The sequence below is a fragment of the Crassaminicella indica genome, from assembly GCF_019203185.1.
Taxonomy (GTDB): domain Bacteria; phylum Bacillota; class Clostridia; order Peptostreptococcales; family Thermotaleaceae; genus Crassaminicella; species Crassaminicella indica.
Map to the genome: position 1 here is coordinate 2467071 of NZ_CP078093.1, position 26353 is coordinate 2493423.

Annotated in this window: 31 protein-coding genes; 30 read left to right on the plus strand and 1 reads right to left on the minus strand. The window is 28.7% G+C overall.

Annotation, left to right across the window (positions count from 1 at the left end):
• The first annotated feature begins 16 nt into the window (after positions 1-16).
• From efp to spo0A, 27 genes are all read left to right on the plus strand, one after another.
• Positions 17-574 (plus strand): elongation factor P, encoded by a 558-nt coding sequence (gene efp / locus KVH43_RS11735; RefSeq protein WP_218282708.1) that lies wholly within the window; start codon positions 17-19, stop codon positions 572-574.
• A 40-nt stretch (positions 575-614) separates the two neighbouring features.
• Positions 615-1049: a CD1247 N-terminal domain-containing protein gene (locus KVH43_RS11740; protein ID WP_218282709.1), complete on the plus strand. Its 435-nt coding sequence runs from the start codon at positions 615-617 to the stop codon at positions 1047-1049.
• Positions 1050-1204: 155 nt separating this feature from the next.
• Positions 1205-2248: a stage III sporulation protein AA gene (spoIIIAA, locus tag KVH43_RS11745; protein WP_218282710.1), complete on the plus strand. Its 1044-nt coding sequence runs from the start codon at positions 1205-1207 to the stop codon at positions 2246-2248.
• Entirely contained in the window at positions 2238-2759 is a 522-nt protein-coding gene (spoIIIAB, locus tag KVH43_RS11750) for a stage III sporulation protein SpoIIIAB (RefSeq protein ID WP_218282711.1), read from the plus strand. Before spoIIIAA ends, spoIIIAB begins: the two co-directional genes overlap by 11 nt.
• A gap of 31 nt (positions 2760-2790) precedes the next feature.
• Positions 2791-2988, plus strand: coding sequence for a stage III sporulation protein AC (spoIIIAC, locus tag KVH43_RS11755; protein WP_218284160.1), 198 nt, complete (start codon positions 2791-2793; stop codon positions 2986-2988).
• 17 nt (positions 2989-3005) lie between these two features.
• Positions 3006-3392, plus strand: coding sequence for a stage III sporulation protein AD (gene spoIIIAD / locus KVH43_RS11760; RefSeq protein ID WP_218282712.1), 387 nt, complete (start codon positions 3006-3008; stop codon positions 3390-3392).
• Positions 3393-3404: 12 nt separating this feature from the next.
• Positions 3405-4589 carry a stage III sporulation protein AE gene (spoIIIAE, locus tag KVH43_RS11765; RefSeq protein WP_218282713.1) on the plus strand — a complete coding sequence of 395 codons (1185 nt, stop codon included), beginning with the start codon at positions 3405-3407 and terminating at the stop codon, positions 4587-4589.
• A 9-nt stretch (positions 4590-4598) separates the two neighbouring features.
• A complete protein-coding gene (gene spoIIIAF, locus KVH43_RS11770) occupies positions 4599-5225 on the plus strand; it encodes a stage III sporulation protein AF (RefSeq protein WP_218282714.1) in 627 nt (208 codons plus the stop codon).
• A gap of 13 nt (positions 5226-5238) precedes the next feature.
• Positions 5239-5823, plus strand: a complete 585-nt coding sequence (locus tag KVH43_RS11775; protein ID WP_218282715.1) for a stage III sporulation protein AG — start codon at positions 5239-5241, stop codon at positions 5821-5823.
• A gap of 14 nt (positions 5824-5837) precedes the next feature.
• Positions 5838-6527: a SpoIIIAH-like family protein gene (locus tag KVH43_RS11780; RefSeq protein ID WP_218282716.1), complete on the plus strand. Its 690-nt coding sequence runs from the start codon at positions 5838-5840 to the stop codon at positions 6525-6527.
• A 78-nt stretch (positions 6528-6605) separates the two neighbouring features.
• Positions 6606-6989, plus strand: coding sequence for an Asp23/Gls24 family envelope stress response protein (locus KVH43_RS11785; RefSeq protein ID WP_218282717.1), 384 nt, complete (start codon positions 6606-6608; stop codon positions 6987-6989).
• Positions 6990-7058: 69 nt separating this feature from the next.
• Complete coding sequence (gene amaP / locus KVH43_RS11790) at positions 7059-7595, plus strand: alkaline shock response membrane anchor protein AmaP (RefSeq protein ID WP_218282718.1); 537 nt, start codon at positions 7059-7061, stop codon at positions 7593-7595.
• Between the two features lie 17 nt (positions 7596-7612).
• Complete coding sequence (locus KVH43_RS11795; RefSeq protein WP_218282719.1) at positions 7613-7840, plus strand: DUF2273 domain-containing protein; 228 nt, start codon at positions 7613-7615, stop codon at positions 7838-7840.
• 65 nt (positions 7841-7905) lie between these two features.
• The gene (gene nusB, locus KVH43_RS11800; RefSeq protein ID WP_218282720.1) at positions 7906-8301 is read left to right on the plus strand and encodes a transcription antitermination factor NusB; all 396 of its coding nucleotides are present in this window, start codon (positions 7906-7908) and stop codon (positions 8299-8301) included.
• A gap of 6 nt (positions 8302-8307) precedes the next feature.
• Positions 8308-9240, plus strand: coding sequence for a tRNA (adenosine(37)-N6)-threonylcarbamoyltransferase complex transferase subunit TsaD (locus KVH43_RS11805; RefSeq protein WP_218282721.1), 933 nt, complete (start codon positions 8308-8310; stop codon positions 9238-9240).
• 22 nt (positions 9241-9262) lie between these two features.
• Entirely contained in the window at positions 9263-10114 is an 852-nt protein-coding gene (gene folD, locus KVH43_RS11810) for a bifunctional methylenetetrahydrofolate dehydrogenase/methenyltetrahydrofolate cyclohydrolase FolD (RefSeq protein WP_218282722.1), read from the plus strand.
• On the plus strand, positions 10105-11358 hold the full coding sequence (xseA, locus tag KVH43_RS11815; RefSeq protein WP_218282723.1) for an exodeoxyribonuclease VII large subunit: 1254 nt from the start codon (positions 10105-10107) through the stop codon (positions 11356-11358). The genes folD and xseA overlap by 10 nt, the downstream gene beginning before the upstream one ends.
• Positions 11324-11584 carry an exodeoxyribonuclease VII small subunit gene (locus KVH43_RS11820; protein WP_255547759.1) on the plus strand — a complete coding sequence of 87 codons (261 nt, stop codon included), beginning with the start codon at positions 11324-11326 and terminating at the stop codon, positions 11582-11584. The genes xseA and KVH43_RS11820 overlap by 35 nt, the downstream gene beginning before the upstream one ends.
• 1 nt (position 11585) lies before the next feature.
• Positions 11586-12476 (plus strand): polyprenyl synthetase family protein, encoded by an 891-nt coding sequence (locus KVH43_RS11825; RefSeq protein ID WP_218282724.1) that lies wholly within the window; start codon positions 11586-11588, stop codon positions 12474-12476.
• A 17-nt stretch (positions 12477-12493) separates the two neighbouring features.
• Complete coding sequence (locus tag KVH43_RS11830) at positions 12494-12937, plus strand: divergent PAP2 family protein (RefSeq protein ID WP_218282725.1); 444 nt, start codon at positions 12494-12496, stop codon at positions 12935-12937.
• 673 nt (positions 12938-13610) lie between these two features.
• Positions 13611-14231 (plus strand): hypothetical protein, encoded by a 621-nt coding sequence (locus tag KVH43_RS11835; RefSeq protein ID WP_255547760.1) that lies wholly within the window; start codon positions 13611-13613, stop codon positions 14229-14231.
• Between the two features lie 18 nt (positions 14232-14249).
• Complete coding sequence (gene dxs, locus KVH43_RS11840) at positions 14250-16136, plus strand: 1-deoxy-D-xylulose-5-phosphate synthase (RefSeq protein WP_218282726.1); 1887 nt, start codon at positions 14250-14252, stop codon at positions 16134-16136.
• Between the two features lie 11 nt (positions 16137-16147).
• Positions 16148-16963 (plus strand): TlyA family RNA methyltransferase, encoded by an 816-nt coding sequence (locus tag KVH43_RS11845; RefSeq protein ID WP_218282727.1) that lies wholly within the window; start codon positions 16148-16150, stop codon positions 16961-16963.
• A gap of 138 nt (positions 16964-17101) precedes the next feature.
• A complete protein-coding gene (locus KVH43_RS11850; protein ID WP_218282728.1) occupies positions 17102-17551 on the plus strand; it encodes an arginine repressor in 450 nt (149 codons plus the stop codon).
• A 15-nt stretch (positions 17552-17566) separates the two neighbouring features.
• Positions 17567-19285 (plus strand): DNA repair protein RecN, encoded by a 1719-nt coding sequence (recN, locus tag KVH43_RS11855; protein ID WP_218282729.1) that lies wholly within the window; start codon positions 17567-17569, stop codon positions 19283-19285.
• A gap of 206 nt (positions 19286-19491) precedes the next feature.
• Positions 19492-20802 (plus strand): SpoIVB peptidase, encoded by a 1311-nt coding sequence (gene spoIVB, locus KVH43_RS11860; RefSeq protein WP_255547761.1) that lies wholly within the window; start codon positions 19492-19494, stop codon positions 20800-20802.
• A gap of 198 nt (positions 20803-21000) precedes the next feature.
• A complete protein-coding gene (gene spo0A / locus KVH43_RS11865; protein WP_218282730.1) occupies positions 21001-21807 on the plus strand; it encodes a sporulation transcription factor Spo0A in 807 nt (268 codons plus the stop codon).
• Between the two features lie 82 nt (positions 21808-21889).
• On the opposite strand, the gene KVH43_RS11870 is transcribed toward spo0A, so the two are convergent.
• Positions 21890-22273, minus strand: coding sequence for a hypothetical protein (locus tag KVH43_RS11870; RefSeq protein ID WP_218282731.1), 384 nt, complete (start codon positions 22271-22273; stop codon positions 21890-21892).
• Between the two features lie 196 nt (positions 22274-22469).
• Here KVH43_RS11870 and KVH43_RS11875 point away from each other — a divergent pair, with 196 nt between their 5' ends.
• From KVH43_RS11875 to KVH43_RS11885, 3 genes are all read left to right on the plus strand, one after another.
• Entirely contained in the window at positions 22470-23366 is an 897-nt protein-coding gene (locus KVH43_RS11875; RefSeq protein WP_218282732.1) for a tyrosine-type recombinase/integrase, read from the plus strand.
• Positions 23367-23765: 399 nt separating this feature from the next.
• The gene (locus KVH43_RS11880) at positions 23766-24311 is read left to right on the plus strand and encodes a site-specific integrase (RefSeq protein ID WP_218282733.1); all 546 of its coding nucleotides are present in this window, start codon (positions 23766-23768) and stop codon (positions 24309-24311) included.
• Between the two features lie 873 nt (positions 24312-25184).
• Positions 25185-26330: a tyrosine-type recombinase/integrase gene (locus tag KVH43_RS11885; protein ID WP_218282734.1), complete on the plus strand. Its 1146-nt coding sequence runs from the start codon at positions 25185-25187 to the stop codon at positions 26328-26330.
• The last annotated feature ends 23 nt before the right edge of the window (positions 26331-26353 follow it).

Sequence of the window (26353 nt, forward strand, 5' to 3'; positions counted from 1 at the left end):
ATATGGAGGGATACTAATGATTAGTGCAGGAGATTTTAGAAAAGGTATAACATTTGAAATAAATGGAGAACCTTATGTTATTGTTGATTTCCAACATGTTAAGCCAGGAAAAGGAGCTGCTTTTGTTAGAACAAAATATAAGAGCATATTAACAGGTGCTACACGTGAAGAAGCTTTTAACCCAAATGAAAAATTCCCAAAAGCACATATTGAAACAAAACAAATGCAATATTTATATAATGATGGAGAATTATATTACTTTATGGATAATGAAACTTATGATCAAATTCCTTTAACAAAAGACCAAGTTGAAGAAGCTATTCTTTATTTAAGAGAAAATGATACTGCTACCGTAAAATTCTTTAAAGGAAAAGCATTTCAAGTTGATCCACCAAACTTTGTTGAATTAGAAGTTACTTATACCGAACCTGGTGTAAAAGGAGCTACTGCTACAAATGTAACGAAGCCTGCTACCTTAGAAACAGGTGCAACTGTACAAGTGCCTATTTTTATTAATGAAGGTGATAAAATAAAAATAGATACAAGAACAGGTGAGTATTTATCAAGAGCATAGGTAATAATATATATATCAAATAATAAGGAGGCGTTGATGGTTGAATCATTTATACGAAAGAGTATCTTATTTAAGAGGGCTTGCAGAAGGAATGGAAGTAGATAAGAATTCAAAAGAAGGTAAACTCTTAGTAAGTATTATTGATGTATTAGAGGATTTCGCTGATTCTTTTAACGATTTACAGGATGATATAAAAGATCTAGATGATTATGTAGAAACAATTGATGAGGATTTATCAATTGTTGAGGATGAAATATTTGAAGAAATAGAAGATGAAGACTATGATGAAGAAGATATAGATTTTGTTGAAGTGGAATGTCCAAACTGCAACGAAATAATATATCTTGATGAAGATTTTATGAATCATCATGATGAAGAAATAGAGTTAATTTGTCCAAACTGTCATGAGAAAATATATATTGAAGAAGAATGTTCATGTCATGGACCTGAGTGTTCTGACCATCAACACGAATAAAAAATTTTATACAATACACAAGAGCCTAGAATTGGGTGCTTTTAATAAAAGAACCCAATCTCTAGGTTTTTTTATGAAAAAATTTATAGAAGAAATAAAATTTAATCATATTATTTGGACAATGAAAATATTAATGATATAAAGGGGGACATGTTATGAATACATTGAAAGATAAAAATTTTGAAAAATTAAATACTTATAAAAAACATTTAAAAGAAAGTATATTGGAAGCTCTTCCTTTAAAGCTAAGAGAAATATTTATTCAATTGCCATCAAAATTAATAAAAGATATGGAAGAAATACGATTAAGAGTCAATAGACCTTTGATGATTAGTGCAAACAATAAAGAATTTTATGTAGGAAAAAAAGGAAACATCATCACAAACGTACAGGAAAGTTATAAGGTTACAAAGCTTGATATAGAAAAAGCTTATCAATTGATTACAGATTATTCTCTTTATGCTTTAGAAGATGAAATTCGAAATGGTTTTGTTACTTTAAAAGGCGGCCATAGAGTTGGAATATGCGGTACCACTGTATTGAATAACGGTCAAATTAAAACTATAAAAAATATATCTGGACTAAATATTAGAATTTCAAAAGAAAAATTAGGTATTTCAAATAAATTGATCCCCTATTTATTAGATAATAATGAGTTTTGCAATACATTGATCATTTCTCCACCTCAATGTGGAAAAACAACTCTTTTACGAGATATTATAAGGAATTTGAGTAATGGCATGGAAAACATAGGTTTTTCAGGATTTAAAGTAGCTGTTGTAGATGAACGTTCTGAGATTTGCGGTATATATCAAGGAATCCCTCAAAACGATGTAGGGGCTAAAACAGATGTATTAGATGCTTGTCCAAAGGCAGAAGGAATCATGATGCTAATTCGCTCAATGTCTCCACATATTATTGCAACAGATGAAATAGGTAAAAGAGAAGATATCTTTGCAATCCATGAAGCACTAAATGCTGGGATAAAGCTAATTACAACAGTACATGGAAGAAATTTTGATGAAATCAATAGACGTAATAATCTTAAAAGTTTATTAATGCAAGGAATCTTTGAAAGAATAATCATCTTGTCCAATAAACCTAAAGTAGGTACTATTGAAAAAATTATTGATGGTAAAAAAAATAAAATAATTGTTTCCTATCCTTTTTTAGATAGGAGGGATAATATTGTTTGCTAAAATAATATTTTCAAGCGTCATAATCATATCTACTGCAGCAATTGGCTATATTCTTTCATATCAATATGTACAGCGACTACAACAATTAAAAAATCTATATTTATCTTTTCAGTTATTAGAAACAGAAATTATCTATGCATCCAATCCTTTACCTACTGCTATGGAAAGAGTAGCTATAAAAAGCAATAAAAGCATCAATAAAATTTTTACAGATACATATAAAATCCTTTCCAGTAAAATGGGATATAGTATTGAGGAAGCATGGAATACAGCAATTTATCGAAATATTAAAAATATGTCCTTAGATAAAGAAGATCAAGACATATTGATCGATTTTGGAAAAAATTTAGGATGTACGGATAAAGAAAATCAACTAAAAAACTTTCAGCTTATTTACTTACAATTAGAAAAACAACAGCAATTAGCAGAAGAACTAAAAATGAAAAACGGAAAGTTGTGCAAAAGCTTAGGTATATTAATTGGTCTATCGATTGTCATTATTTTCATATAGACAAAATATAATAAGGAGGATATGTATGAATATTAATGTAGATTTAATTTTTAAAATAGCAGCTATTGGCATATTAGTATCTGTTTTAAATTTAGTCTTAAAGCATTCTGGTAGGGAAGAACAAGCCATGATGACAACACTTGTTGGAATTGTTGTAGTATTATTTATGGTCATTCAATTAATTAGTAATTTATTTGCAACAGTAAAAACAATGTTCCAACTATATTAAATAAAGGTGTGATGTAGATGGAAATATTTAAAATTGTTGGAATAGGCATCATTGCCACAATCTTAACAATTACTCTTAAAAATCAAAGACCTGAAATATCACTACAAATTAGTATTGTAACAGGCGTAATTATATTTATTTTAGTTGTTACAAAATTAACTTCCGTTTTAGAAATGCTAAATATGTTAGCAAGAAAAACAGATATAGATTTAGTATATATTTCTACCATTTTTAAAATTGTTGGGATTGCATATGTATCAGAATTTGGTGCACAAGTTTGTAGAGATGCAGGTGAAGGAGCAATAGCTTCAAAAATTGAATTTGCTGGGAAGCTTCTTATCATGGTTTTAGCAGTACCTATTCTAATCGCATTACTAAATTTAATCATTGAATTAATGCCATAGGATGTGAATATTGTGAAACGATCATTAATAATATTGATTTTATTATTAGGTTTAAATATAAATAACGTTTATGCAACAAATATAGAAAACAAAGAAAATGATTTAAGTAATGATATGATTGTAAAACAGTTAGAAAATATCAATATGATTCCATTAGAAGAACTAATTAAAAGCATTAACAATGATAATAGTGATTATTTTCCGAAAATAAATTTTAAAAAAATGATCATCTCTCTCATAAAAGGTGAAGCATCTTTTACCTTAAAAGATTTATTAAATGGATTACTTAAAATGATCTTTAAGGAAACTGTAGCAAATTCTTCACTATTAGCAAAATTAATAGTATTATCTATAATCTGTGCCTTTTTACATAATCTATCTAATGCTTTTGCTAGCGAATCAGTAGGAAAACTTGCTTATACAGCATGTTATTTAGTAATTGTTGCAATTGCTATAAAAAGTTTTTCTATTGCCACCTCAATTGGTATTGATGCAATTGATGAGATGATATCATTTATGCAAGCACTACTCCCTATATTATTGACTTTATTAATGTCTATGGGAGCTGTAACTTCAACAGCTATATTTCAACCTGTTATTGTTGCTTCTGTAAGTGTTGTCAGTACATTAATGCAAAATATTATTTTACCAATGATATTCTTTTCTGTCATTTTGTCTATTGTTAATAATTTATCTTCAAAAATACATATATCAAAACTAGCTTCTTTACTAAAACAAACTTGTATTATACTCATAGGTTTCATTCTAACAATATTTACAGGTATTATTACTATTCAAGGGCTTACAGCCTCTACAGCAGATGGAATTACAATTAGAACTGCAAAATTTGCTGTTGATCGATTTATCCCTGTTGTAGGAGGCTTTGTATCAGATGCCTTTGATACCATTTTAGGTTGTTCTTTATTAATAAAAAATGCAGTAGGAGCTTTAGGAATCATTCTCCTTATAATAATTATTGCAATGCCTTTATTAAAAATATTAACACTTATTTTTATCTACAAAATGACAGCAGCCATTATTGAGCCTATTACTGAAAATCAATTGGTAAATTGTTTAAATGATATGAGTAATGCGATGGTTTTAATTTTAGGAACAGTTATTTCAGTAGCCATTATGTTCTTTTTCACTGTAACAATTATTGTTGGAGCAGGAAATATAACTCTTATGATGAGGTAGGTGCTGCTTATGATGCTTTTTTTAAAGAGCTGGATATTAAATATTGTAACCGTTGTCATTTTCATATCTATCATGGAATTCATACTTCCAAATAGCAGTATGAAAAAATATATCAAAATGATTGTGGGATTATTAGTTATGTTAGTAATTATCAACCCAATTCTAGAGTTTATGCATGAAAGAGTCCAATTAGAAGAAGATATCTTTAAAACCTCTTCAGCTATAAACAAAAGAGAATTAGCATTAAATTTAGATCAATTTAAAGGAACTCAACAAAAACAAATTATTGCTATATACAAAAACAATATTGAAAAACACATTAAAGATCAAATTGAGTTTAATAATAAAGTTCATGTTTTAAGTATTAATTCTAACATTGAAGAAAATATAGAAAGTAAAGAATTTGGAAATATAAAAAATTTAAATATATTATTATCAAAATATGAAGATAAACAGCCTCAAACAGGAATACAACCTGTATCAAATATTGTCATTAATGTTAATAAAAATAAAGAAAAAGTCAAAATCACCAAAAATGAATCTATTACGAAAAAAATAAAAGAATATATTTCTAAACAATATGGTTTAGAGGAAGATCGTATTAATATAAACATGAATGAAATAAAAAATAAATAGAGGAGGTAAAAATATGAAAATCATTGATAAATTTAAAGAATATCTAATTAATAATGGATATAAAAAAGTTGTATATAATCTCTTAGCAGTTGTAATTATATGCACAATTGCCCTAATAACATGGGACAGCTTTTTTACAATAAAAACGAAAAATATTCACTCAGAAATCAAAAACAATAAAAATAATGAAGAAGCTATTTTAAAAAATGAATATGGAGATAGCGATGAAATAAAGCTAAAAAAAATATTAAGTAATATAAAAGGCGTAGGCGATGTAGATGTAATGATTACATATGAAACAAGCACAGAAGTAGTACCTGCTTTAAATGTAACTAAATCAAGTCAGGTAACCGAAGAAAAAGACTCTCAAGGAGGTGTTAGAACAACTACTCAAGATGATTTAAGTCAAAATGTTATTATGTCAAATCAAAAGGAACAACTTGTTGTAATCAAAGAAATAAAACCCAAAATAAGAGGTGTAGTCATTGTAGCTACAGGAGCTTCTGACATCAATATAAAAACAAAACTTATAGAAGCTGCACGAACACTCTTTCAAGTACCAGCTCATAAAGTAATGGTATATGAAAAAAATAATTAATGGAGGGATTACTAATGTTTAAAATTAAAAGAAGAAATGTATTTATTTTTTCTCTAGTACTTGTACTTTGTTTTATTAGTTATTTAAATTATGCCATAAATAAATATGCTTCATTAGAAACATCTAATGATTTTGAAAAATATGAAGAAAATAAGCTAGCCAAAGTTTCTATTACTAATGAGAATGCTAATGAAATAGTGAATGAAGAAACTAGTAATCATCTAAATATAACCACTAATGAAGAAGCTAAAGATATAGCAATAGTAGATAGTAATAATAATCAAATAGCAGATATTGTTACTGAAACTAGCGAAAATATAAAAGAGACCATGAATAATAACTATAATACGAAAAGAACAAATTATTTTATAGAATCAAGATTAAATATGGATCTAGAAAGAGAAAAAATGATCACCCTATTAAATGAAATGATCAATAATGATCGAACAGATGATATTAATAGAAAGGCAGCAAGCGACGAAAAAATGAAATTAATCGATATAATGAGTAAAGAAAAAATAATCGAAAACCTAATAAAAGCTAAAGGCTTTGAAGATGCATTAGTATTCATTACAGATCACTCGATTAATGTTATTGTAGAAGCTGAAAAATTAACTGATTCAGATGTAGCAAAGATATTAGATATTGTTATAAGAGAAACAAAATTTTCAGCAGATAATATAAAAATATCAAATAAATTTTAGTTAGGTTTGTAAATATTAGCTGGTTTTGGTATAATGTTTTTGATTAAGTTATTTACATAAGAGCAGGGGGTATCGTCATTGAATAATAATATTGAACATGGTCAAATAAAAATTGCCGATGAAGTAGTTGGTATTATTGCAGGTTTAGCAGCTACAGAAGTTCCTGGTGTAGCAGGAATGAGTGGTGGTCTTGCTGGTGGAATCGCAGAAATGCTAGGTAGAAAAAATCTATCTAAAGGTGTTAAAGTAGAAGTTGGAGAAAAGGAAGCCGCAATAGATTTATATATCATTGTGGAATATGGTGTAAAAATTCCTGATGTAGCATGGCAAATACAGGAAAGTGTAAAAAAAGCAATAGAAAACATGACAGGTCTTAACGTAATAGAAGTAAATATTCACGTTCAAGGCGTGAATATGGAAAAAGAAGAGAAAAAAGAAGATAATCCTTTAAGAGTAAAATAATTAAGTATTTAAACTAACCCTCAATATATTGAGGGTTAGTTTAAATATTTTTGAGAAAGGAGATTTTCCATGAAATTAATTGATCGAATTTTTTTAGCCCTATATAGTTTAGGTACTGCAATTTTGTCTTTAATAATTATAGTTGCCCACTTTAACAAAGAGGTTTATCATGAAATAAGCTTTGCTTTAATAAAATATCAAACAAAATTGGAATATATCATAATTCCAGCAATATTTTTTATTGTAAGCATACGATTTCTTTTTTCTAGAACAAAAAAGAGAAATTTAAAGTCCAATGCAGTTATAAAACATACTCCTTATGGTGAAGTAAAAATCACAATGGAAACTATTGAAAATATGGCTTATAAATGTGCAAGAGCAATACATGGTCTTACAGACATTAAACCATCAGCTCATTACAATAATGACCATATCAGCATTCATATCAAAGCATTGGTTCTTAGTGACGTAAACATTCCTGAAACAGCAATGACAATACAGAAAAAAGTAAAAGAACATATTGAAGAAACTACAGGAATAACTGTACAAGAAGTAAAAGTTATAATCAACGATATTGCATCTCAAAGTAAAAAAAGAGTACAATAAGATTGAGGGGTCTTTATATGAACAAAGAAAAATTATTTCATATATTTATTGAAAATTATGGGAAAATCTTAGGTGTATTTTTAGGATTCTTATTTAGTATTTTAATTATTTGCATAGGAGTTATAAAAACCATTTTTATATCGTTGTGTGTTTGCATTGGATATTTTATAGGCAATAAGATTGATCATAAAGAAAACCTATTAGAATTATTAGATAAAATCTTGCCACTAGGAAAATATAAATAAACTTTACATACAAGAAAAAATTTGTGGCAGAATATATGAAAAGACTTAGATTTAGGAGGAAATATATGAATAGAAAACTAGCACGTGAAATGGCAATGAAACTAATTTTTCAGATGGATATTCAGAATGATTTTTCAAATAAAATGATAGATAAATTTTTAGAAGAATTACCCGAAGATCATCAGCTCGATTATATTAAAAAATTAGCTGAAATATTTATTAATAATAAAGAACATATAGACAATATGATTGAAGAGCATGCTAAAGGATGGAAAATTAATAGAATTGCAAAGGTTGATCTTACTATTTTAAGAGTTGCTCTTACAGAAATATACTATATGAAAGATATTCCTGAAATTGTTTCTATCAATGAAGCTGTTGAAATAGCTAAAACCTTTAGCACTGAAGATTCAAGTAAATTTATCAATGGTGTTTTAGGCAGTATTATAGAAGAGAAGTGATGAAAAATGGAAAATCTTATCTTAGGCATTGATACAAGTAATTATACTACTTCTATTGCTATAGTAAATGAACAAGCTAATTTGATATTAGATCATAGGAAAATACTTGTTGTTAAAGAGGGTAAGAGAGGATTAAGACAATCTGATGCCCTCTTTCAACATATCAACAATATACCTATTTTATTTGAAAAAATTTCAGGATTAGGATCTTATATAAAAGCTGTAGCTGTTAGTAATAGACCAAGACCTATAGAAGGGTCATATATGCCAGTTTTTAAAGTAGCTCAATCCATTGGAAGAACAATAGCAAATACTCTAAACTGTTCATATAAAGAATTTAGTCATCAGGAGGGGCATATTGAAGCTGCTAAGTGGTCAATAAATCAAAAACTTGAACATGAATTTATTGCTGTGCATATTTCAGGAGGCACTACCGAAATTTTGCATGTTAAAAACAATGGTAAATTAGGCTATAATATAAATATTTTAGGAGGAACATCAGATATTAGTGCTGGACAATTCATTGATCGCATTGGTGTAAAATTAGGTTATCCGTTCCCAGCTGGTAAGAAAATGGATGCACTTGCTCTAAAAGCTTTAAGCGATGAAATAAAACTATCAGCATCTATAAAGGATACTCATATTAGTTTCTCAGGACCTGAAACTGCTGTATATAAATTAATAGAAAAAAATACGAATCAAGAATTGTTGGCAAAGGCTGTATTTGAATGCATATCATATTCTTTAAAAGAAGCTATTTTGAATGCACTTAAAATTACAGGTTTAAAACAAATATTAATGATTGGTGGAGTAGCATCTAGTTCATACATTAGAAATTATCTAACATTAAATATACAAAAGGAATATGAAATTTATTTTGGAGATAGTAAATATTGTACAGATAATGCTGTTGGAACAGCTCTGTTGGCAATAAAATAAATTTATATAGGGGGGAGTATTTGTGGAAGTTAAAATTTTAGATGGTAAAAAGATATCTGAGGAAATTCGTAATCATATTGTAAATGAGGTCAAAAAACTAAAAGCTAATTATGGAATTACTCCTGGACTTTCAGTAGTGCTTGTGGGAGACGATGCTGCCTCTCATGTATATGTGTCAATGAAAGAAAAAGCCTGTAAAAAAGTTGGTTTTCACTCAGAGGTATATAAGCTTCCAAAAGAAACTACTCAACAAGAACTACTAAATCTTATTAATAAGTTAAATAATGATGAAAAAATACATGGAATTTTAGTTCAATTGCCTCTTCCAAAAGGAATAGATGAGCATCTTATTAATTCACATATAGCCCCCACTAAAGATGTAGATGGTTTTCATGCAGTAAATACAGGAAAACTCTTTTTAGGAAAAGAAAGCTTTATTCCTTGTACCCCTAAAGGAATACTAGAATTAATTAAAAGAACTGGAGAAGATATTACAGGAAAACATGCTGTAGTTATTGGAAGAAGCAATATTGTTGGTAAACCTGTAGCAATACTATTACTTAAAGAAAATGCTACTGTAACTATTTGTCATTCTAAAACTAAAAACCTAGACAAATATGTACAAACAGCTGATATTGTTGTTGCTGCAGTAGGTGTACCAGAATTGATAAAGGGTAATATGATTAAAAAAGGAGCTATTGTTATTGATGCAGGAACTAGAAAAGTAAATAATAAATTAGTTGGAGATGTAGAATTTGAAGAAGCTTCAAAGAAAGCCTCATGGATTACACCTGTTCCAGGTGGAGTAGGTCCAATGACAATTACTATGCTACTAGAAAACACTTTAAAGGCAGCAAAAGCACAATGCGAATAAGAGCTTTGACTGTTTCAGAATTAAACAAATATATAAAGAAAGTATTAAGTAGCGATCCTATTTTAAACCATATAACTTTAAAGGGAGAAATTTCAAATTTTAAAGCTCATGGAAGCGGACATTTTTATTTATCACTTAAAGATAAACACAGTAAAATAAACTGTGTTATGTTTAAAGGAAATAATGTTAAATTAAAATTTTTCCCTGAAAATGGTATGCAGGTAATTGTTAAAGGATATATATCTACATATGAAAGAGATGGACAATATCAAATGTATATAGAAGAAATGGAACCTGACGGAATAGGAGCATTGCATCTAGCTTTTGAACAGTTAAAAATAAAGCTTAAAAAGGAAGGACTGTTTGACCCTGATAAAAAGCTACCTATTCCATTTTTTCCTAAAAAGATCGCTGTAGTTACATCTCCAACGGGAGCTGCAATTCGAGATATAATCTCTGTTGTAACAAGAAGAAATAATTACGTGGATATTCTGATTTACCCTGTATTAGTTCAAGGAGAAAATGCAGGGCTAGAAATTGCTAAAGCTATTGATGAAATTAATAAAAATTTTACAGATATAGATTTGATTATTATAGGTAGAGGTGGAGGGTCCCTTGAAGAATTATGGGCTTTTAATGAGAACAATGTTGCAAGAAGTATATATCTTTCCAAAATACCTATTATATCGGCTGTTGGTCATGAAACAGATTATACCATTGCAGATTTTGTAGCTGATTTAAGAGCTCCAACTCCTTCTGCTGCAGCAGAATTAGCAGTTCCTCGCATTTTAGATATAAAATATACACTGCAAACCTTTTACGATAAAATAAATTTTTCATTATCTCAAATATTAAAAGAAAAAAGAAATAAGCTTATACAAGTAGATGAAACAAAATTACAAATACATTTACAAAGTAAAGTTGACGAAAAACGTCAAACCATCGACATACTGCAAAAGGATTTGTTAAATCATATGCATATGAGATTAGAAAAAAGCAAAACTAGATTAATTAGTTCCATAACTAAGCTTGAAGCGATCAATCCACTTTCTACAATTACAAGAGGTTATTCAATTGTATTTGATGAAAAGCATCAAAGAACAATCAATTCAATCGAAAAGATAAACAAAGGAGACTGTATTAATATTATGTTAACTGATGGTATAGCATCATGCATTGTTACTAAAAAAGAAAAGGAGGATTACTTCTTTGAACGCATCTCAAAATTTGAAATTAAGCAATGATGATTCCTTTGAAAATGCTATAAAAAAACTTGAGAAAACAGTAGCTCTTTTAGATGAAGGCAACCTCACATTAGATGAAACTTTATCTCTTTACGAAGAAGGAATTAAGTTATATAGATACTGTAATAATATTCTAAATAATGCAGAACAAAAAATAAATATTATTATTAATGGAAAGGAAACTTCTTTTTCTTCTTGTGATTTAGATGACTTTAAGGAGGAATAATATGGACTTAAAATTGGAATTACAAAAAAAAGCTGACTTAATAGAAGATAGTTTGGAAAAATATTTACCGAAGGAAAATAGTCCTCAAAAACATATTTTTGATGCTATGAGATATAGTATTTTTGCAGGTGGAAAAAGACTAAGACCTATTCTTATGCTCGCAGCTTGTGATTTTGTAGGAGGAAATATAGATGATGTACTTCCATTTGCATGTGCTATAGAAATGATTCACACCTATTCACTAATTCACGATGATTTACCAGCTATGGATAATGATGACTACAGAAGAGGCAAACCTACAAATCATAAAGTGTATGGGGAAGGAATTGCTATTCTTGCAGGGGATGCTCTTCTTAATTATGCATTTGAATTAATGATTAGAGCAATTTCAAAAAATCATAAAAATCTTGAAAGAAAAGTATTAGCCATGAAAGAAATTGCTGAAGCTTCAGGAATTTATGGTATGATTGCCGGACAAGTTGTAGATTTATTGAGTGAAAATAAAAAAATTGATGGAACAAAACTAGATTTTATTCATAATCATAAAACAGCAGCACTCATTATTGCACCTATTAGAGCTGGTGCTATACTTAGTGGAGCTAGCAAAGAAGAATTAGAAGCTTTAACAGTCTTTGCTAAAAATATCGGTCTTGGATTTCAAATTAGAGATGATATTTTAGATATTATTGGAGATGAAAAAAAACTTGGAAAAAAAGTCGGCAGTGATACTGAAAATCAAAAATCAACATATCCTTCTGTATACGGTCTTGATGCATCAAAGAAAAAAGTAGATGAACTTTTCAATAAAAGTGTGAAAGCAATTGAGCATTTTGGCAGTAGATCAGAATTTTTTATTCAATTATCCAATTATCTTGTAAAAAGGGAATATTAGTTTGAGGAGGAAATAATTTGCTCTTTTTTCAAAAAATTTCTAGAAACGAAGTATTATATGCAACGCTATTATCATGGTTTATCGCACAAACATTAAAAGTCATCATAACGCTTATAAAAGAAAAGAGAGTTAACCTATATAGATTTGTTGGTTCTGGTGGAATGCCCAGTTCTCATTCATCATTAGTTATGAGCTTATCCACTGCAATTGGTCTTAAGCACGGTTGGGACTCTACCTTTTACGCTCTCTCCCTTGCTTTTGCATTAATTGTTATGTATGATGCTTCAGGAGTACGAAGAGCAGTTGGAAAACAAGCCATTATATTAAATAAAATAATAGAAGATCGACAAAAACATAAACCCATAGGAGAAAAAAGACTTAAAGAATTAATTGGACATACACCAGTTGAAGTTCTTGTAGGAGCAATCTTGGGTATTTTCATTGCAAACATAGTAATTTGATATTCAAATTTTTCTATGATATAATATTGTTTACTTTATGAGTGGCGCAGTATTCTAGTCAGATCTACCATTTCTGAAGGCGGGCCTAAAAATCCGTCAAAGGGCACATCGATGAAGTTCCTTGCATTGGCTGCTGACGCCCAGTCGGGGGTCAGTGTTGGGAGTAAGAAGCAGGGGGCGATCCACAATGGCATGTGGGCGATGACCCTCTCTTCGTGGAGACTTAAAAAAGAAAATTTTTTCTTTTTTAAGATAAACCTGCAATGTAATCTACAATATTACATGATTACATGCAGAGTAGCCTGCCTTGAGTGGAATAAGGTGGATAATAGATACAATGATGAAGTTATTGGGCCCAATGATTTCATCTTATTGCTGTTCGAAACCTATTCTGCAAAAGAGGCTAAGAAATGGTGTGACTGTTGAGGAAAACTCCTAGACTGTTCTTTTGAGGTCTGTTGAGGATTACAGTACGGACTAAGTGGCAATCTAGTCTTACTTTTGGCAACAAAGTAAAAAGAAATTTAAAGGGAAACCGCTGATTTGGCGACAAACCAGTATTTCTTTGGGAAATCCAACTAGACCTAAGCCGTAAAATTTACTCAACAGGCTGCCACTCTTTTAAATAATTTATTAGGTTAATACAACTTTAAATATTTTATAGGTGATCATGATGGAAACAGAATCTAACGAAACATATACTCCTAAAAAGAAAAAAACAAAAAGGAAATTTAAAGGTTATAACCTAAAATGGGTTGTCCTTATAACTATATGGACATTTTTTTTAGCCACAGGAATAAGCTTTGTTTCTGAATCAGTACTTAGAAAGGTTCACTTTCTTATCGCTTTTTTTATTCTTGTTACCATTATATTTATTGGTATATTATTTGATTTAGTAGGAATAGCTGTCGCATCTGCAAGAGAAACACCTTTTCATTCTATGGCAGCTAATAGAATAAAAGGAGCTAAATTTGCTGTAAAATTAGTACGAAATGCAGGTCCAGTAGCAAATTTTTGTAATGATGTAATTGGAGATATCTGTGGAATTGTTAGTGGTGCAGCAGCTGCAATGATTATTTTGCAGTTTAGTAAAGCAAACAACATACATACTCCTTTTCTTAGTATCGCTTTAAGTGGATTTGTTGCTTCTATTACAGTAGGAGGAAAAGCTTTAGGAAAAGAAATCGCATTAAAAAAATCAAAAGAAATTGTATTTTATGTTGGTAAAATTCTATACTATATTCATAACAAAATTGGTATAGATTTTTTTTCTGATAAGAAGAAAAAATATTAGATTTAACCAGAAAGAGAGATGAAATCGGTGAGAGATTTACTATCAAAAATAAAATCTCCTAAAGATTTAAAAACAGCAACTGATGAAGAATTAAAATGTTTAGCAGATGACATACGTAAGTTTTTAATTGAAAGTGTTTCAAAAACAGGAGGTCATTTAGCTTCAAATTTAGGAGTTGTTGAACTAAGTTTAGCTATACATAGTGTTTTTGACAGTCCTCAAGATCGTATTATATGGGATGTAGGACATCAAGCATATGTACACAAAATAGTAACAGGAAGAAAAGATCTTTTTCATACATTAAGAAAATATGGGGGATTAAGTGGTTTTCCAAAAAGAATTGAAAGCAAACATGATTGCTTTGAAACAGGACACAGCAGTACCTCTATCTCAGCTGGTCTTGGTATAGCAAAAGCAAGAGATTTAAATGGAGAGAATTATTCGGTCATCTCTATTATCGGTGATGGTGCCCTTACTGGAGGAATGGCCTTTGAAGCATTAAACCATGCAGGACATACAAATACAGATATTATTGTTATATTAAATGATAATGAAATGAGTATATCTCAAAACGTTGGGGGTCTTTCTAAATATTTAAATCGTCTAAGAACAGATCCAAAATATTTCAAAGTTAAAAATGATGTTGAATACCTCCTTAATAAAATTCCTGCAGTTGGAAAAGCTGTATATAAAACAGCTGGAAAAGCTAAAGATAGCTTGAAATATTTTTTTGTGCCAGGAGTTATATTCGAAGAACTTGGATTTACATATTTAGGTCCTGTCAATGGACATGATATAAAAGAATTAAAGGTAGTTCTAAAGAGAGCAAAAAATATAAAAGGACCTGTATTTATTCATGTAATCACAAAAAAAGGGAAAGGCTATACATATGCTGAAAAAAATCCAGATAAATTTCATGGCATAGGACCGTTTTCTATTGACAATGGAAAAGTCATAAAAAAAGAAAATACACGTCCTAGCTATTCAGCAGTATTTGGAAATACATTGGTATCTTTAGCAAAGACAAATCCTAATATTGTAGCTATTACTGCAGCAATGCCTTCAGGAACAGGATTAAATGAATTTGCAGCTACATATCCAAATCGCTTCTTTGATGTAGGCATTGCAGAACAGCATGCTGTAACTTTTGCTGCTGGGCTTGCTTCAAATGGATTGAAACCAATATTTGCTGTATATTCAACATTTTTGCAAAGAGCATATGATCAAGTTGTCCATGATGTATGCCTTCAAAACCTACCTGTGGTATTTTGTATAGATCGTAGTGGATTAGTAGGGAATGACGGTGAAACACATCACGGAGTATTTGATATTTCTTTTTTAATGCATATTCCCAATATGACAATATTAGCACCTAAAGATGGCCCTGAGCTAGTTCAGATGTTAAAGTATGCATTACAATTTGAAGGACCTTTGGCTATTCGTTATCCTCGAGGAGAATCTGAAGATTTTACATCTATTAGCAATGATTATACAATTGAAGATATGAAAGCAGAAATCCTTATAAGTGGAAAAGATGTATGTATTGTTGCTCTTGGAAAAATGGTAAAAACAGCTATTGAAGTAGCCAAAAGATTAAAAAAGCAAAATATTAATTGTACAGTGATCAATGCACGATTTGCAAAGCCTCTAGATGATAAAACAATTATTTCAGAATGCTTAAAAGTTAAAAATATTGTTACACTAGAAGATAATGTAATAAAGGGTGGTTTTGGAAATCAAGTTTTAACATTACTTCATAAAAATAAGCTGTATGATAAAAATATAAAAATATTAGGACTTCCTGATCAATTTATCGAGCATGGAAATACTGAAGAGCTTATGAAAGCATACCATCTTGATGTAGATGGTGTCATTAAACATATAAAAAAAATGATGAATCAATAGGAGAGATTTATATGGGAGAAAAGAACAGGTTGGATATTCTATTAGTTGAAAAAGGATTTTTTGACTCCCGCGAAAAAGCCAAAAAAAATATTATGGCAGGCATTGTTTTTGTAGATAATCAAAGAGTCGATAAACCTGGTACTAAAGTGAATTTAGATGCAAAAATTGAAATTAAAGGAAAAGTCATGCCTTACGTAAGTAGAGGTGGATTAAAATTAGAAAAAGCAATAAAAGAATTTAATATTGATTTAAACAATAAAAAAGCTTTAGATATAGGTGCATCTACAGGTGGATTTACAGATTGTATGTTAATCAATGGTGCAAAAAAAGTTTTTTCAATAGATGTGGGTTATGGACAATTAGCTTGGAAATTAAGGCAAGATGAAAGAGTTATTTCAATGGAAAGAACAAATATAAGATATGTTACAAAAGAAGATATCAATGAAGAGATTGATTTTGCATCTATTGATGTTTCTTTTATTTCTTTAAAGCTAGTATTACCTGTTGTAAAAGGATTAATAAAAGAAAATGGAGAAATTGTTTGTTTAATTAAACCTCAATTTGAAGCAGGACGAGAAAAGGTTGGAAAAAAAGGGGTAGTAAGAGATATTAAAGTCCATAAAGAAGTTATTTACCATGTATTATCCTTTGCTTTAGATATAGGATTTACACTTGAAGGGTTATCATTTTCTCCAATAAAGGGTCCTGAAGGAAATATTGAATATCTTGCTTACTTGATTAATAAAAAAATGAACAATAAAATTGATCTTGAAAGTATTATTCAAAGTGTTGTTTCAAAGTCCCATGATATATTAGATAAAAGATAACCGAAAGGTTATCTATTTATTTGAGCATAAATTAAAAGGATATTTTATAATTATGTAGAATTATGAATATAAAACGAAGTAAGTGGGGTGTAGTTCACACATATTTCATATGATAAATAAAAAGATAGGAGGCTAAATATGAAATATGCAAGACATGCAAAAATATTAGAGATTATCGACAAGTATGAAATTGAAACACAAGAAGAATTGGCTGAAGCATTAAAAAAAAATAACATTCATGTAACACAAGCTACTGTTTCAAGAGATATAAAGGAATTAAGACTTATAAAGGTTTTAGGTAAAACTGGAAGGTATAAGTATGCTTCTATGAAGCATCAGGAAAGCGCTATATCAGATAGACTAGTTAAAATATTTAAGGATTCTATTTTATCAATAGATTATTCTGGAAACATTATTGTATTAAAAACATTAATAGGAGCAGGACAAGCTGCTTGTGCTGCATTAGATGCTTTAGATCTTCAAGATATTGTAGGAACAATTGCTGGAGATGATACAATATTTATTCTTGTGCGAGATGTAGAAAAAATTGAAGAACTTGTAATGAAATTTAAAAAACTTATGAAGTAGTACGGGGGTATTTGAATGCTCTTAGAATTAATTATTAATAACTTTGCATTAATAGAAAGGTTAGATATTCGTTTTGGTGGAGGTTTAAATATTCTGACAGGTGAAACTGGTGCAGGTAAATCTATTATTATAGATGCAGTCAACATGGCTATTGGTGAAAGAGCAGATAAAAATTTTATTCGTACCGGTTCTGATAAATCTACTATTCAGATGATTTTTCGTTCGCAGAATGAGCATTTAATAAAAATACTAAATGAAAAAGGCATCGATTTATTTGATAATGATATCATTATAATTACACGTGAAATTTATAGTAGTGGTAGAAGTACTTCTAGAATTAACGATCGTGTTGTTACAACTTCATTGGTTAAAGAAATTAGTAAATACTTGATTGATATCCATGGACAGCATGCACATCAATCGCTACTATTTCCTGAAAATCATATTGATATTTTAGATTCTTTTGATGAAGAAAATATCATAAATTTGAAAAAAAAGGTTTCTAATAAATATGATGAACTAAAAAAATTGGAAAATAAATTAATCAAGCTTTGTGGAAATGACCTAGAAAGAGAAAGAAAAAAAGATTTATTAAAATTTCAGCTCAAAGAAATTGATGCATGTGAGTTAAAGGTTGGAGAAGATACTGATTTATTATCACAACATCATCTTCTCTCTAATAGTGAAAAAATCTTTACCATCATGTCAAACTCTTATGAAAAATTATATAATGGTGATGGTAGATATTTATCTATTATGGATACTATTGGCAACATTATTCATGAATTAGAAAGCATTAAAGATCTTGATAATAATATCAACAATATGTATAATATGTTGCAAGAATGCTCTTATACTATTGAAGATGTATCCAGAGATATTAGAAATTATAGAGATAATATTGAATTTGATCCGTTTTTATTAGAACAAGTTGAACAGCGATTAGATTTAATTAATAACCTAAAGAGAAAATATGGAAATTCTATCGATGAAATTTTATCTTACAGAGAAAAAATATTTTTAGAGCTAGAAGAACTTGAAAATAATGAAACTATTGCAGCTGAGGTAAAAAACAATATAGAGAAAATAAAAAATGAATATCTTGAATTATCCATTGAACTAAGCAATATTAGAAAATCAGTAGCATCTAAATTAGAAGATCAAATAACTTCTATACTAGAAGGATTAAATATGAACAAAGTCATTTTCAAGGTAAATTTTAAAAATGATATACACCAACCAGATGAAAGAATCTTTACACCAAAAGGACTAGATAAGGTTGAATTTTTGATTTCTACAAATGCTGGAGAAGCACCAAAGCCAATCGCTAAGATTGCTTCTGGTGGAGAAATGTCAAGAATAATGTTAGCTTTTAAAACTATTTTAGCTCATTCTGACAGTATTCCAACATTAATCTTTGATGAAATAGATACTGGTATTAGTGGACGTACAGCAAATATTGTTGGAGAAAAATTGGCAATCCTATCTAGAACTCATCAGATTTTATGTATTACCCATTTACCTCAAATAGCCTCAATGGCAGATCATCATTTTTATATTGAAAAAAATTATCAGAATAATAGTACTTTAACAAATGTACATAAACTATCAGAAAATGATAGGATTAAAGAATTAGGCAGATTATTAGGTGGTATTACATTAACTGATTTAACACTAGAACATGCTAGAGAAATGATTTATTTGGGAAATCAATTTAAAAATAGTTTGAAATAATTACATATTTTGCTTAAAAATAGGCTTTAAGTAGCCTATTTTTTATTTTGAAAAATTTAACATATAGCATATAAGCTCGTATAACTATATTACAATTTTTATCAAGAATAATAACATATAAAACAGGCTAAATTAAATATATATCAAAAATTTATTTATGGAGGCGATTCAATGGCTCAAAGGGGAAAATAGGAGTGTGATCTTCATTGTATAACTTAAAAAACAAGCGTATTTTTTTGCTGTTTTTTATTGCAATTTTCTTTACAGCTTTTTCTGCTTATAGTTTTTATGCAATTTCTAATTATCCACAAGAAATAAAAATATTTGAAAATGAGAAACATGCTTTAGATATTAAGTTTCCTTTCAAATTTGACACGGCAAAGATAGATAATAGTGTTTTACAATTATTACAAAAAGATAAAGGCTATCATGCAAATACGATATACCTTAATCCATTAAAGATAGGACAGACAAACATTCAGGTAAAATTATTAGGCTTTCTTCCAGTAAAAAAACTAAAAGTTGATGTTGTTCCCAAAATTAAAGTTATTCCTGGAGGTCAATCTGTTGGTGTAAGATTAAATACAAAAGGAGTTTTAGTGGTTGGATTAGAAGAAATTATAGGCATAGATGGTAAGAAATATAATCCCTCACGTGAAGCAGGCTTAACAATAGGTGATAGCATAATAGAAATCAACAATACAAGAATAAAGGATGCTGATCATGTTATAAGTATCATTAACCAAAATAAAAATAAAGAAATCACATTAAAGGTAAAAAGAAGAGAAAAAATATTTAATGTAAAAATTAAACCTGTAAAATCAATTGATGAGGGAGAATATCGAATAGGTTTATGGGTTAGAGACAAAACTGCGGGAGTAGGAACATTAACATTTTGTCATCCTGATACAATGAAATTTGGTGCTTTAGGACATGCTATAACAGATGTTGATACAGGTTTGCTATTAACAGTAGATCATGGACAAATTGTCAAATCGAGAGTTGCTTCTGTCAAACAAGGAAAAAGAGGTAAACCTGGAGAAATAAAAGGTATATTTTATGAAACAAGCAAACCTATTGGAGATTTAGAAAAAAATACTCATTTTGGAATATTTGGTAAAGCATATGCACCTATCGAAAACAATATATATCAAAAGCCCATAGAAATTAGTTATCAAAATCAAATTCACGAAGGTAAAGCTACTATTCTAACAACAATTAATAATAATAAAGTAGAAGAATATGAAGTTTATATTGAAAAAGTTAATAGACAGCGTACTCCAAGCACAAAAAGTATGGTTTTAAGAGTAACAGATAAGGAACTTTTGAAAAAAAGTGGAGGAATTGTACAAGGAATGAGTGGTAGTCCTATCATTCAGGATGGAAAGCTTATAGGTGCAGTAACACATGTTTTTGTAAATGATCCATCTAAAGGATATGGTCTATTTATTGAATGGATGATTAAAGAAGCAGGAATAGATCTCTTAAATAATAGTCAGATTGCTGATAAGTATTAATCATAAATTGTAAATAAGAGTACTCTAATGAGTGCTCTTATTATATTTTAAATTTAAAAATAACTTTTCAAAGAAAACTGTAAAAAAGTATGCTAATCTTTACCAAACAAGAAGGAAATATCATGTATTTGTCGAATAAATTTAATTGGAAAGAAACTGTATAAAATCATATGCAAAATTTTTTAGGGGGGTAACTAAGTGAAGAATATTAGAGTGTTGATCGCAGATGACAATAAAGATTTTTGTGACATTTTAAGTGAATATTTAGGAAAGCAAGAAGATTTAGAGATCGTTGGTATTGCAAAGGATGGCCTAGAAGCTATTGATTTAGTTTCTAATGAATTACCTGATGTATTAGTTCTAGACATTATCATGCCTCATCTTGATGGTTTAGGAGTTTTAGAAAAATTAGCATCCATGAATTTGAAAAAATTTCCTAAAATAATCGTATTATCCGCTGTTGGACAAGATAAAATTACTCAACGAGCAATTGCATTAGGTGCTGATTATTATGTAGTAAAACCTTTTGATTTTGAAATTTTTATTAAGCGTATAAGACAACTTATGGGTAATGTAAAATTTGTACCTGAAAAGAAAAGCGAATTTAAAGACTTATTAATAAATCCAACATTTAGTTCTTCCGGTCCAACACAAAGTTTAGAGGCTGAAATTACTAATATTATACATGAAATTGGTGTTCCAGCACATATTAAAGGATACTTGTACTTAAGAGAAGCTATCTCTATGGTAGTTGAAAATATAGAAATGTTAAGTGCTGTAACAAAAGAACTATATCCGTCCATAGCCAAAAAATTTAATACAACACCAAGTAGAGTAGAAAGAGCAATTAGACATGCTATAGAAGTAGCATGGAGTAGAGGAAAGGTAGATACTATCAACAATTTATTTGGATATACCGTACATAATGATAAAGGAAAACCAACAAATAGTGAGTTTATTGCAATGGTAGCAGATAAATTAAGAATAGAAAGAGCTGCTGTTTAACATAATTAAACACCTCTAATTTATTGATCAATAAATTAGAGGTGTTTGTTATCAGAAATAGCAAATGGATTACATAATATTTTTACAGTTGCTTTAAATTCTCATATGCTTCCTGCAATTGGTTTTTCTCTCTTATCAACCGATTTATTATTTCATTTTGATCTACATACTGAAAGGTACTATAAAATCTATAATGTTTAAAAATAACCTCTAAAATATCTTTTGCTTGATTTTCAGTAATTGCTTTCAATTTATATTTGACAGATCTTATCATTTCTATATTTTCTTTTTCGTTCTCTTCTGCGGCATCTAATGCATCAAAAATATGTTCTTTTGCTGAAATAATAGTTTTACAGCTATCTATACCACCTATAGATACCATATCCACTAATAATTCAAATTCATCAATTGTAAGAATAGCAATTTCTTGATTTATACTATCTGCAACTCTAATTAATTTACTCATTTACATTCCTCCTAAAATTTTAAATCCTATCAAATATTATTTTCAATATATTTATTATATATAATAGCTGCACCTAATAGTATATTTATTTTATAAGTTATTTTCAACCTTTTTGATTTATCTATTATTTTTCTATTTGCAAAAAATGTTTTATACTATTACATATAAAATTTGTTGCATAAAGGAGTTTTAAAATATGAAAACAAGCCAAGAGATTATGATTTCATTTTTATCAAGATTAGAAAAAGAAAAAACAAAAGAAGATTACAAAAGAGATTTACAAAGCTTTATAGAATTTATTGGAAAGAGTTTCCTAGATGCAAACCTTGAAGATTGTAAAAAATATATAACAGATCTTAAACAAAAAGTCTCTAAAAAAAAGATTGCTATAACAACAGCAGAAAAATTATATAGTCAATTATACAGCTTTTTTAATTATTTAGAAGAAAATCATTATATTTCATATAATCATTTTAAAAACATTTCTAAACCAACAGCATCAAGAAATATATCAAAAGAAAAAATTATCACATGGGAAAGCCTAGATAAACTTATTTCTATACTAAAAACATACAATTTGAGAGATTATTCTATTTTAATGTTAATTTTCACATCTGGTCTAACTTTAAACGAAGCAGTCAATCTTAAATGGAATCAATTTGTCATTGATGATAACGAAAATGTTGGTATTATATTTACAACAAAACGAGGCAAAAGATACACAAAAGTTCATAAAGACATATGGGAGCTTCTGCAAAAATATAAAAATAACTTGTCAGGTTTAGTTACACAAGATAGCTACGTTTTTTTAAATAATAGAGGTAATAAAATAACAGGAAGGTGGATAAGAATGGTACTCAAAAAAGCATGTATAGAAGCAGAGTTAGACCATGAATACACCCCAAGAGATTTAAGACATACATTAGCAGCATATGCTCTTAAAAAGGGAGCTTCTTCTAAACAAGTAAAGCAGCAACTAGGATGGAGTAGCTCAAGCCTTGCTCAAAGATATTTATATACCATTCAACAATTAGAGGATAATGCTATTGATTATTTAAACTTTAGTTTGAAAAAGGATGATTGTTCAAAATAATTTCAAAAATTAAAATCCAAAGAAATTAATTTAAAATCTTAATAAGAGAACAAAAGCCACATCTATGATTGATAATTGATGTGGCTTAGTTTTTTGACTTCTATATTTCGATTCTAAGAGACTTTTTTATCATACAGATAGTTTCATATATTGTTGTATGAAAAATGGCTTATATCCCTTTTAAAGCAGTTGTCGAAAGATCATAATAAAAATTTAATCTTTTTATTATGTTATGTAACAAAATGCATATTGTGTTACATAATCAAAACTGTTGTAAATATTGATAAATCAATACATTGTAAAAAGCATTAAACATTAAAGTTACTTATTGTATTGTGTTGTAACTTTTAATGTAATATAATATTTATGTAAATTATAGTAGAAAAAGGGGGCATAAAAATGAATATTGTACAACCAATAAGAGATAAAAATAAAATAGAAGATATGAAAAATGAACTTCTAAAATCAGGATATAAAAACTATCTACTTTTTGTTGCAGGGATCAATACAGGACTAAGAATCAGTGATTTATTAAAGCTAAAAGTATCAGATGTAAGAAATAGAACACATATCCTTCTGCAAGAAAAAAAGACGGGGAAAGAAAAGAGATTTCTAATCAACAATCAATTAAGAAAAGACTTTGAAGTGTACATAAAAAATATGAGAGATGCAGAATATTTGTTTCAAAGCAGAAAAGGGAAGAACAAACCTATTTCAAGAGTACAAGCATATAGAATACTAAACAACGCTGCTAAAGCAGTTGGTATTAACGAAGTAGGAACTCATACTTTAAGAAAAACATTTGGTTATTGGCATTATCAAATATATAAAGATGTAGCAATATTACAGGATATTTTTAATCATTCAGCGCCTAGCGTTACTTTAAGGTATATTGGTATTAACCAAGATATCAAAGATAAAACGATAGAGGATTTTTATTTATAAATAGATAGTGTTTACAATAAAATTTTTATGTAAATTAATTTAACCCTCCCTTTATCTTTAAGAAAAAGGGGGGTTCATTTTTGAGCTTTAAAAATTAGACAAATTTTCTAACTTTCTATCATTCGTATACAATATCTACCATATGCTCAATTGATATGCCTTATCAGTTGAGTGATCGAAAAATGTAGTCATTCGTTCGCAAAAGTAGTCGATTTTCTTTATATAAGAGGTTAATTGCAATATATTATCATTTAGAAAAGATTTAGGTATTATAATGATCTAGATATCAACAGATTTAAATACCATTAAGATTAATGATCATATATAATCGTTTAAACATATACTTAAAACAAACTTCAAACCATATATTATTTACATTTTATCTATATGATAATTATATATAGCTAGAATTATAATATTTTAAAATTTAAATATAGTAAAAAGAAAGAAGTGGTATAAAAAGTTATAATAAAGAGGTTTTTTTCAAAATATAACTATTCTTTAAATGTATATTTAGGGAATAGTTGCATTAAATTAAAAAAATTCTATTTCTATAGTTCTACTACTATTGTCTATTGACACCAATCTATGTGCACTTTTTGTTTAGATATTAATTTGTTTATGTTATCCTTGAGGTCTTCTATCTATTTTAATCTATTATATTCTTACTTATAAGAATCTTTCCAACAATCTACGTGAATTTTAGAAATCTCATAACTATCTTCAACATTTGCAAATCTAATCATATTTTCAACCTCCCATATTAATAATCTCATACCATTGATTTAAATTTCTTTTTTATGCTAAAATTAACATATGCATATACTAATTTTTTTATTATAACCATTATTCTATATATTGGGAGTGCTTACTATGGACAAAACAATTATCAAGATACATAATAAATCAGACCGACCAGATAATATTGTACAAAAAGAAAATGAAATAATAGAAAAATGTCTAGAAATAGAAGCTGCTTTGCCAATTTTTATGCAGGATTTTTTTATTTATTTAAAAAATAGTGTCGCTTTATCAACAAGACTTGCATACCTACAAGATATATTTTTCTTCTGTAAATACTTAACATCAGAAACAAATCTTACAAAAGCTCTAAAAATAAAAGATATAACCATTGAAGACTTCAATTCCATAAAAGCAAGAGATATCAATCGATTTTTAGGAGATTTTTGCACACGATATACAGTAAAAGAAAATAATACCGTAGTAATTATGGAAAACCACAATCGAGCACTAGCAAGGAAGAAATCTTCATTAACTGTATTATTTAAATTCTTATTTAGAGATGAATTAATCAAAAATAATATTACGGATGGGTTCAATCCTATACGCCTTCCCAAACCACAGCCAGATGCAATCAAAAGACTTGAAATTGATGAAGTAGCAAAAATGCTAGATGTAGTAGATACTGGAAATGGTTTAACCGAAAAAGAACTTATTTATTGGGAAAAAACTAAATTGAGAGATAAAGCCATTTTAGTATTATTTGTTACCTATGGTTTAAGACTAAAGGAACTCCAGCAGCTTAATATATCGTCTTTCAATTTTAGCCGTGGAGATTTTAAAATCTACAGAAAAAGAGGAAAAGAAGTAAACATGCCCTTAAATAAATCCGTAGAAAAAGTTATTTTAGACTATATTCAATTAGAAAGAGTTTCTGATGATGTTGTATCTGAAAAACATAAGGATGCTTTGTTTTTATCTTTACAAAAAACAAGAATGACAGAAAAAAGTATCCGACAGCTTGTTAAAAAATATTCCTCCATTGCACTAGGAACAACAAAAGAAAATGGATATAGCCCTCATAAATTAAGAGCTACTGCTGCTACTTCACTCATTCAAAATGGTTTTTCTATTTATGATGTTCAAAATTTGCTTGATCATGACAATGTAACAACTACTCAATTATATGCTGCACACAAGAAAAATGTAAAAAGAGAAATTGTACATAGATTTGAATGGCTTGATGAATATGATAAAAAAAGTGGTTCTAAGATATAGCGAACAAATGTTTGATATGGTAA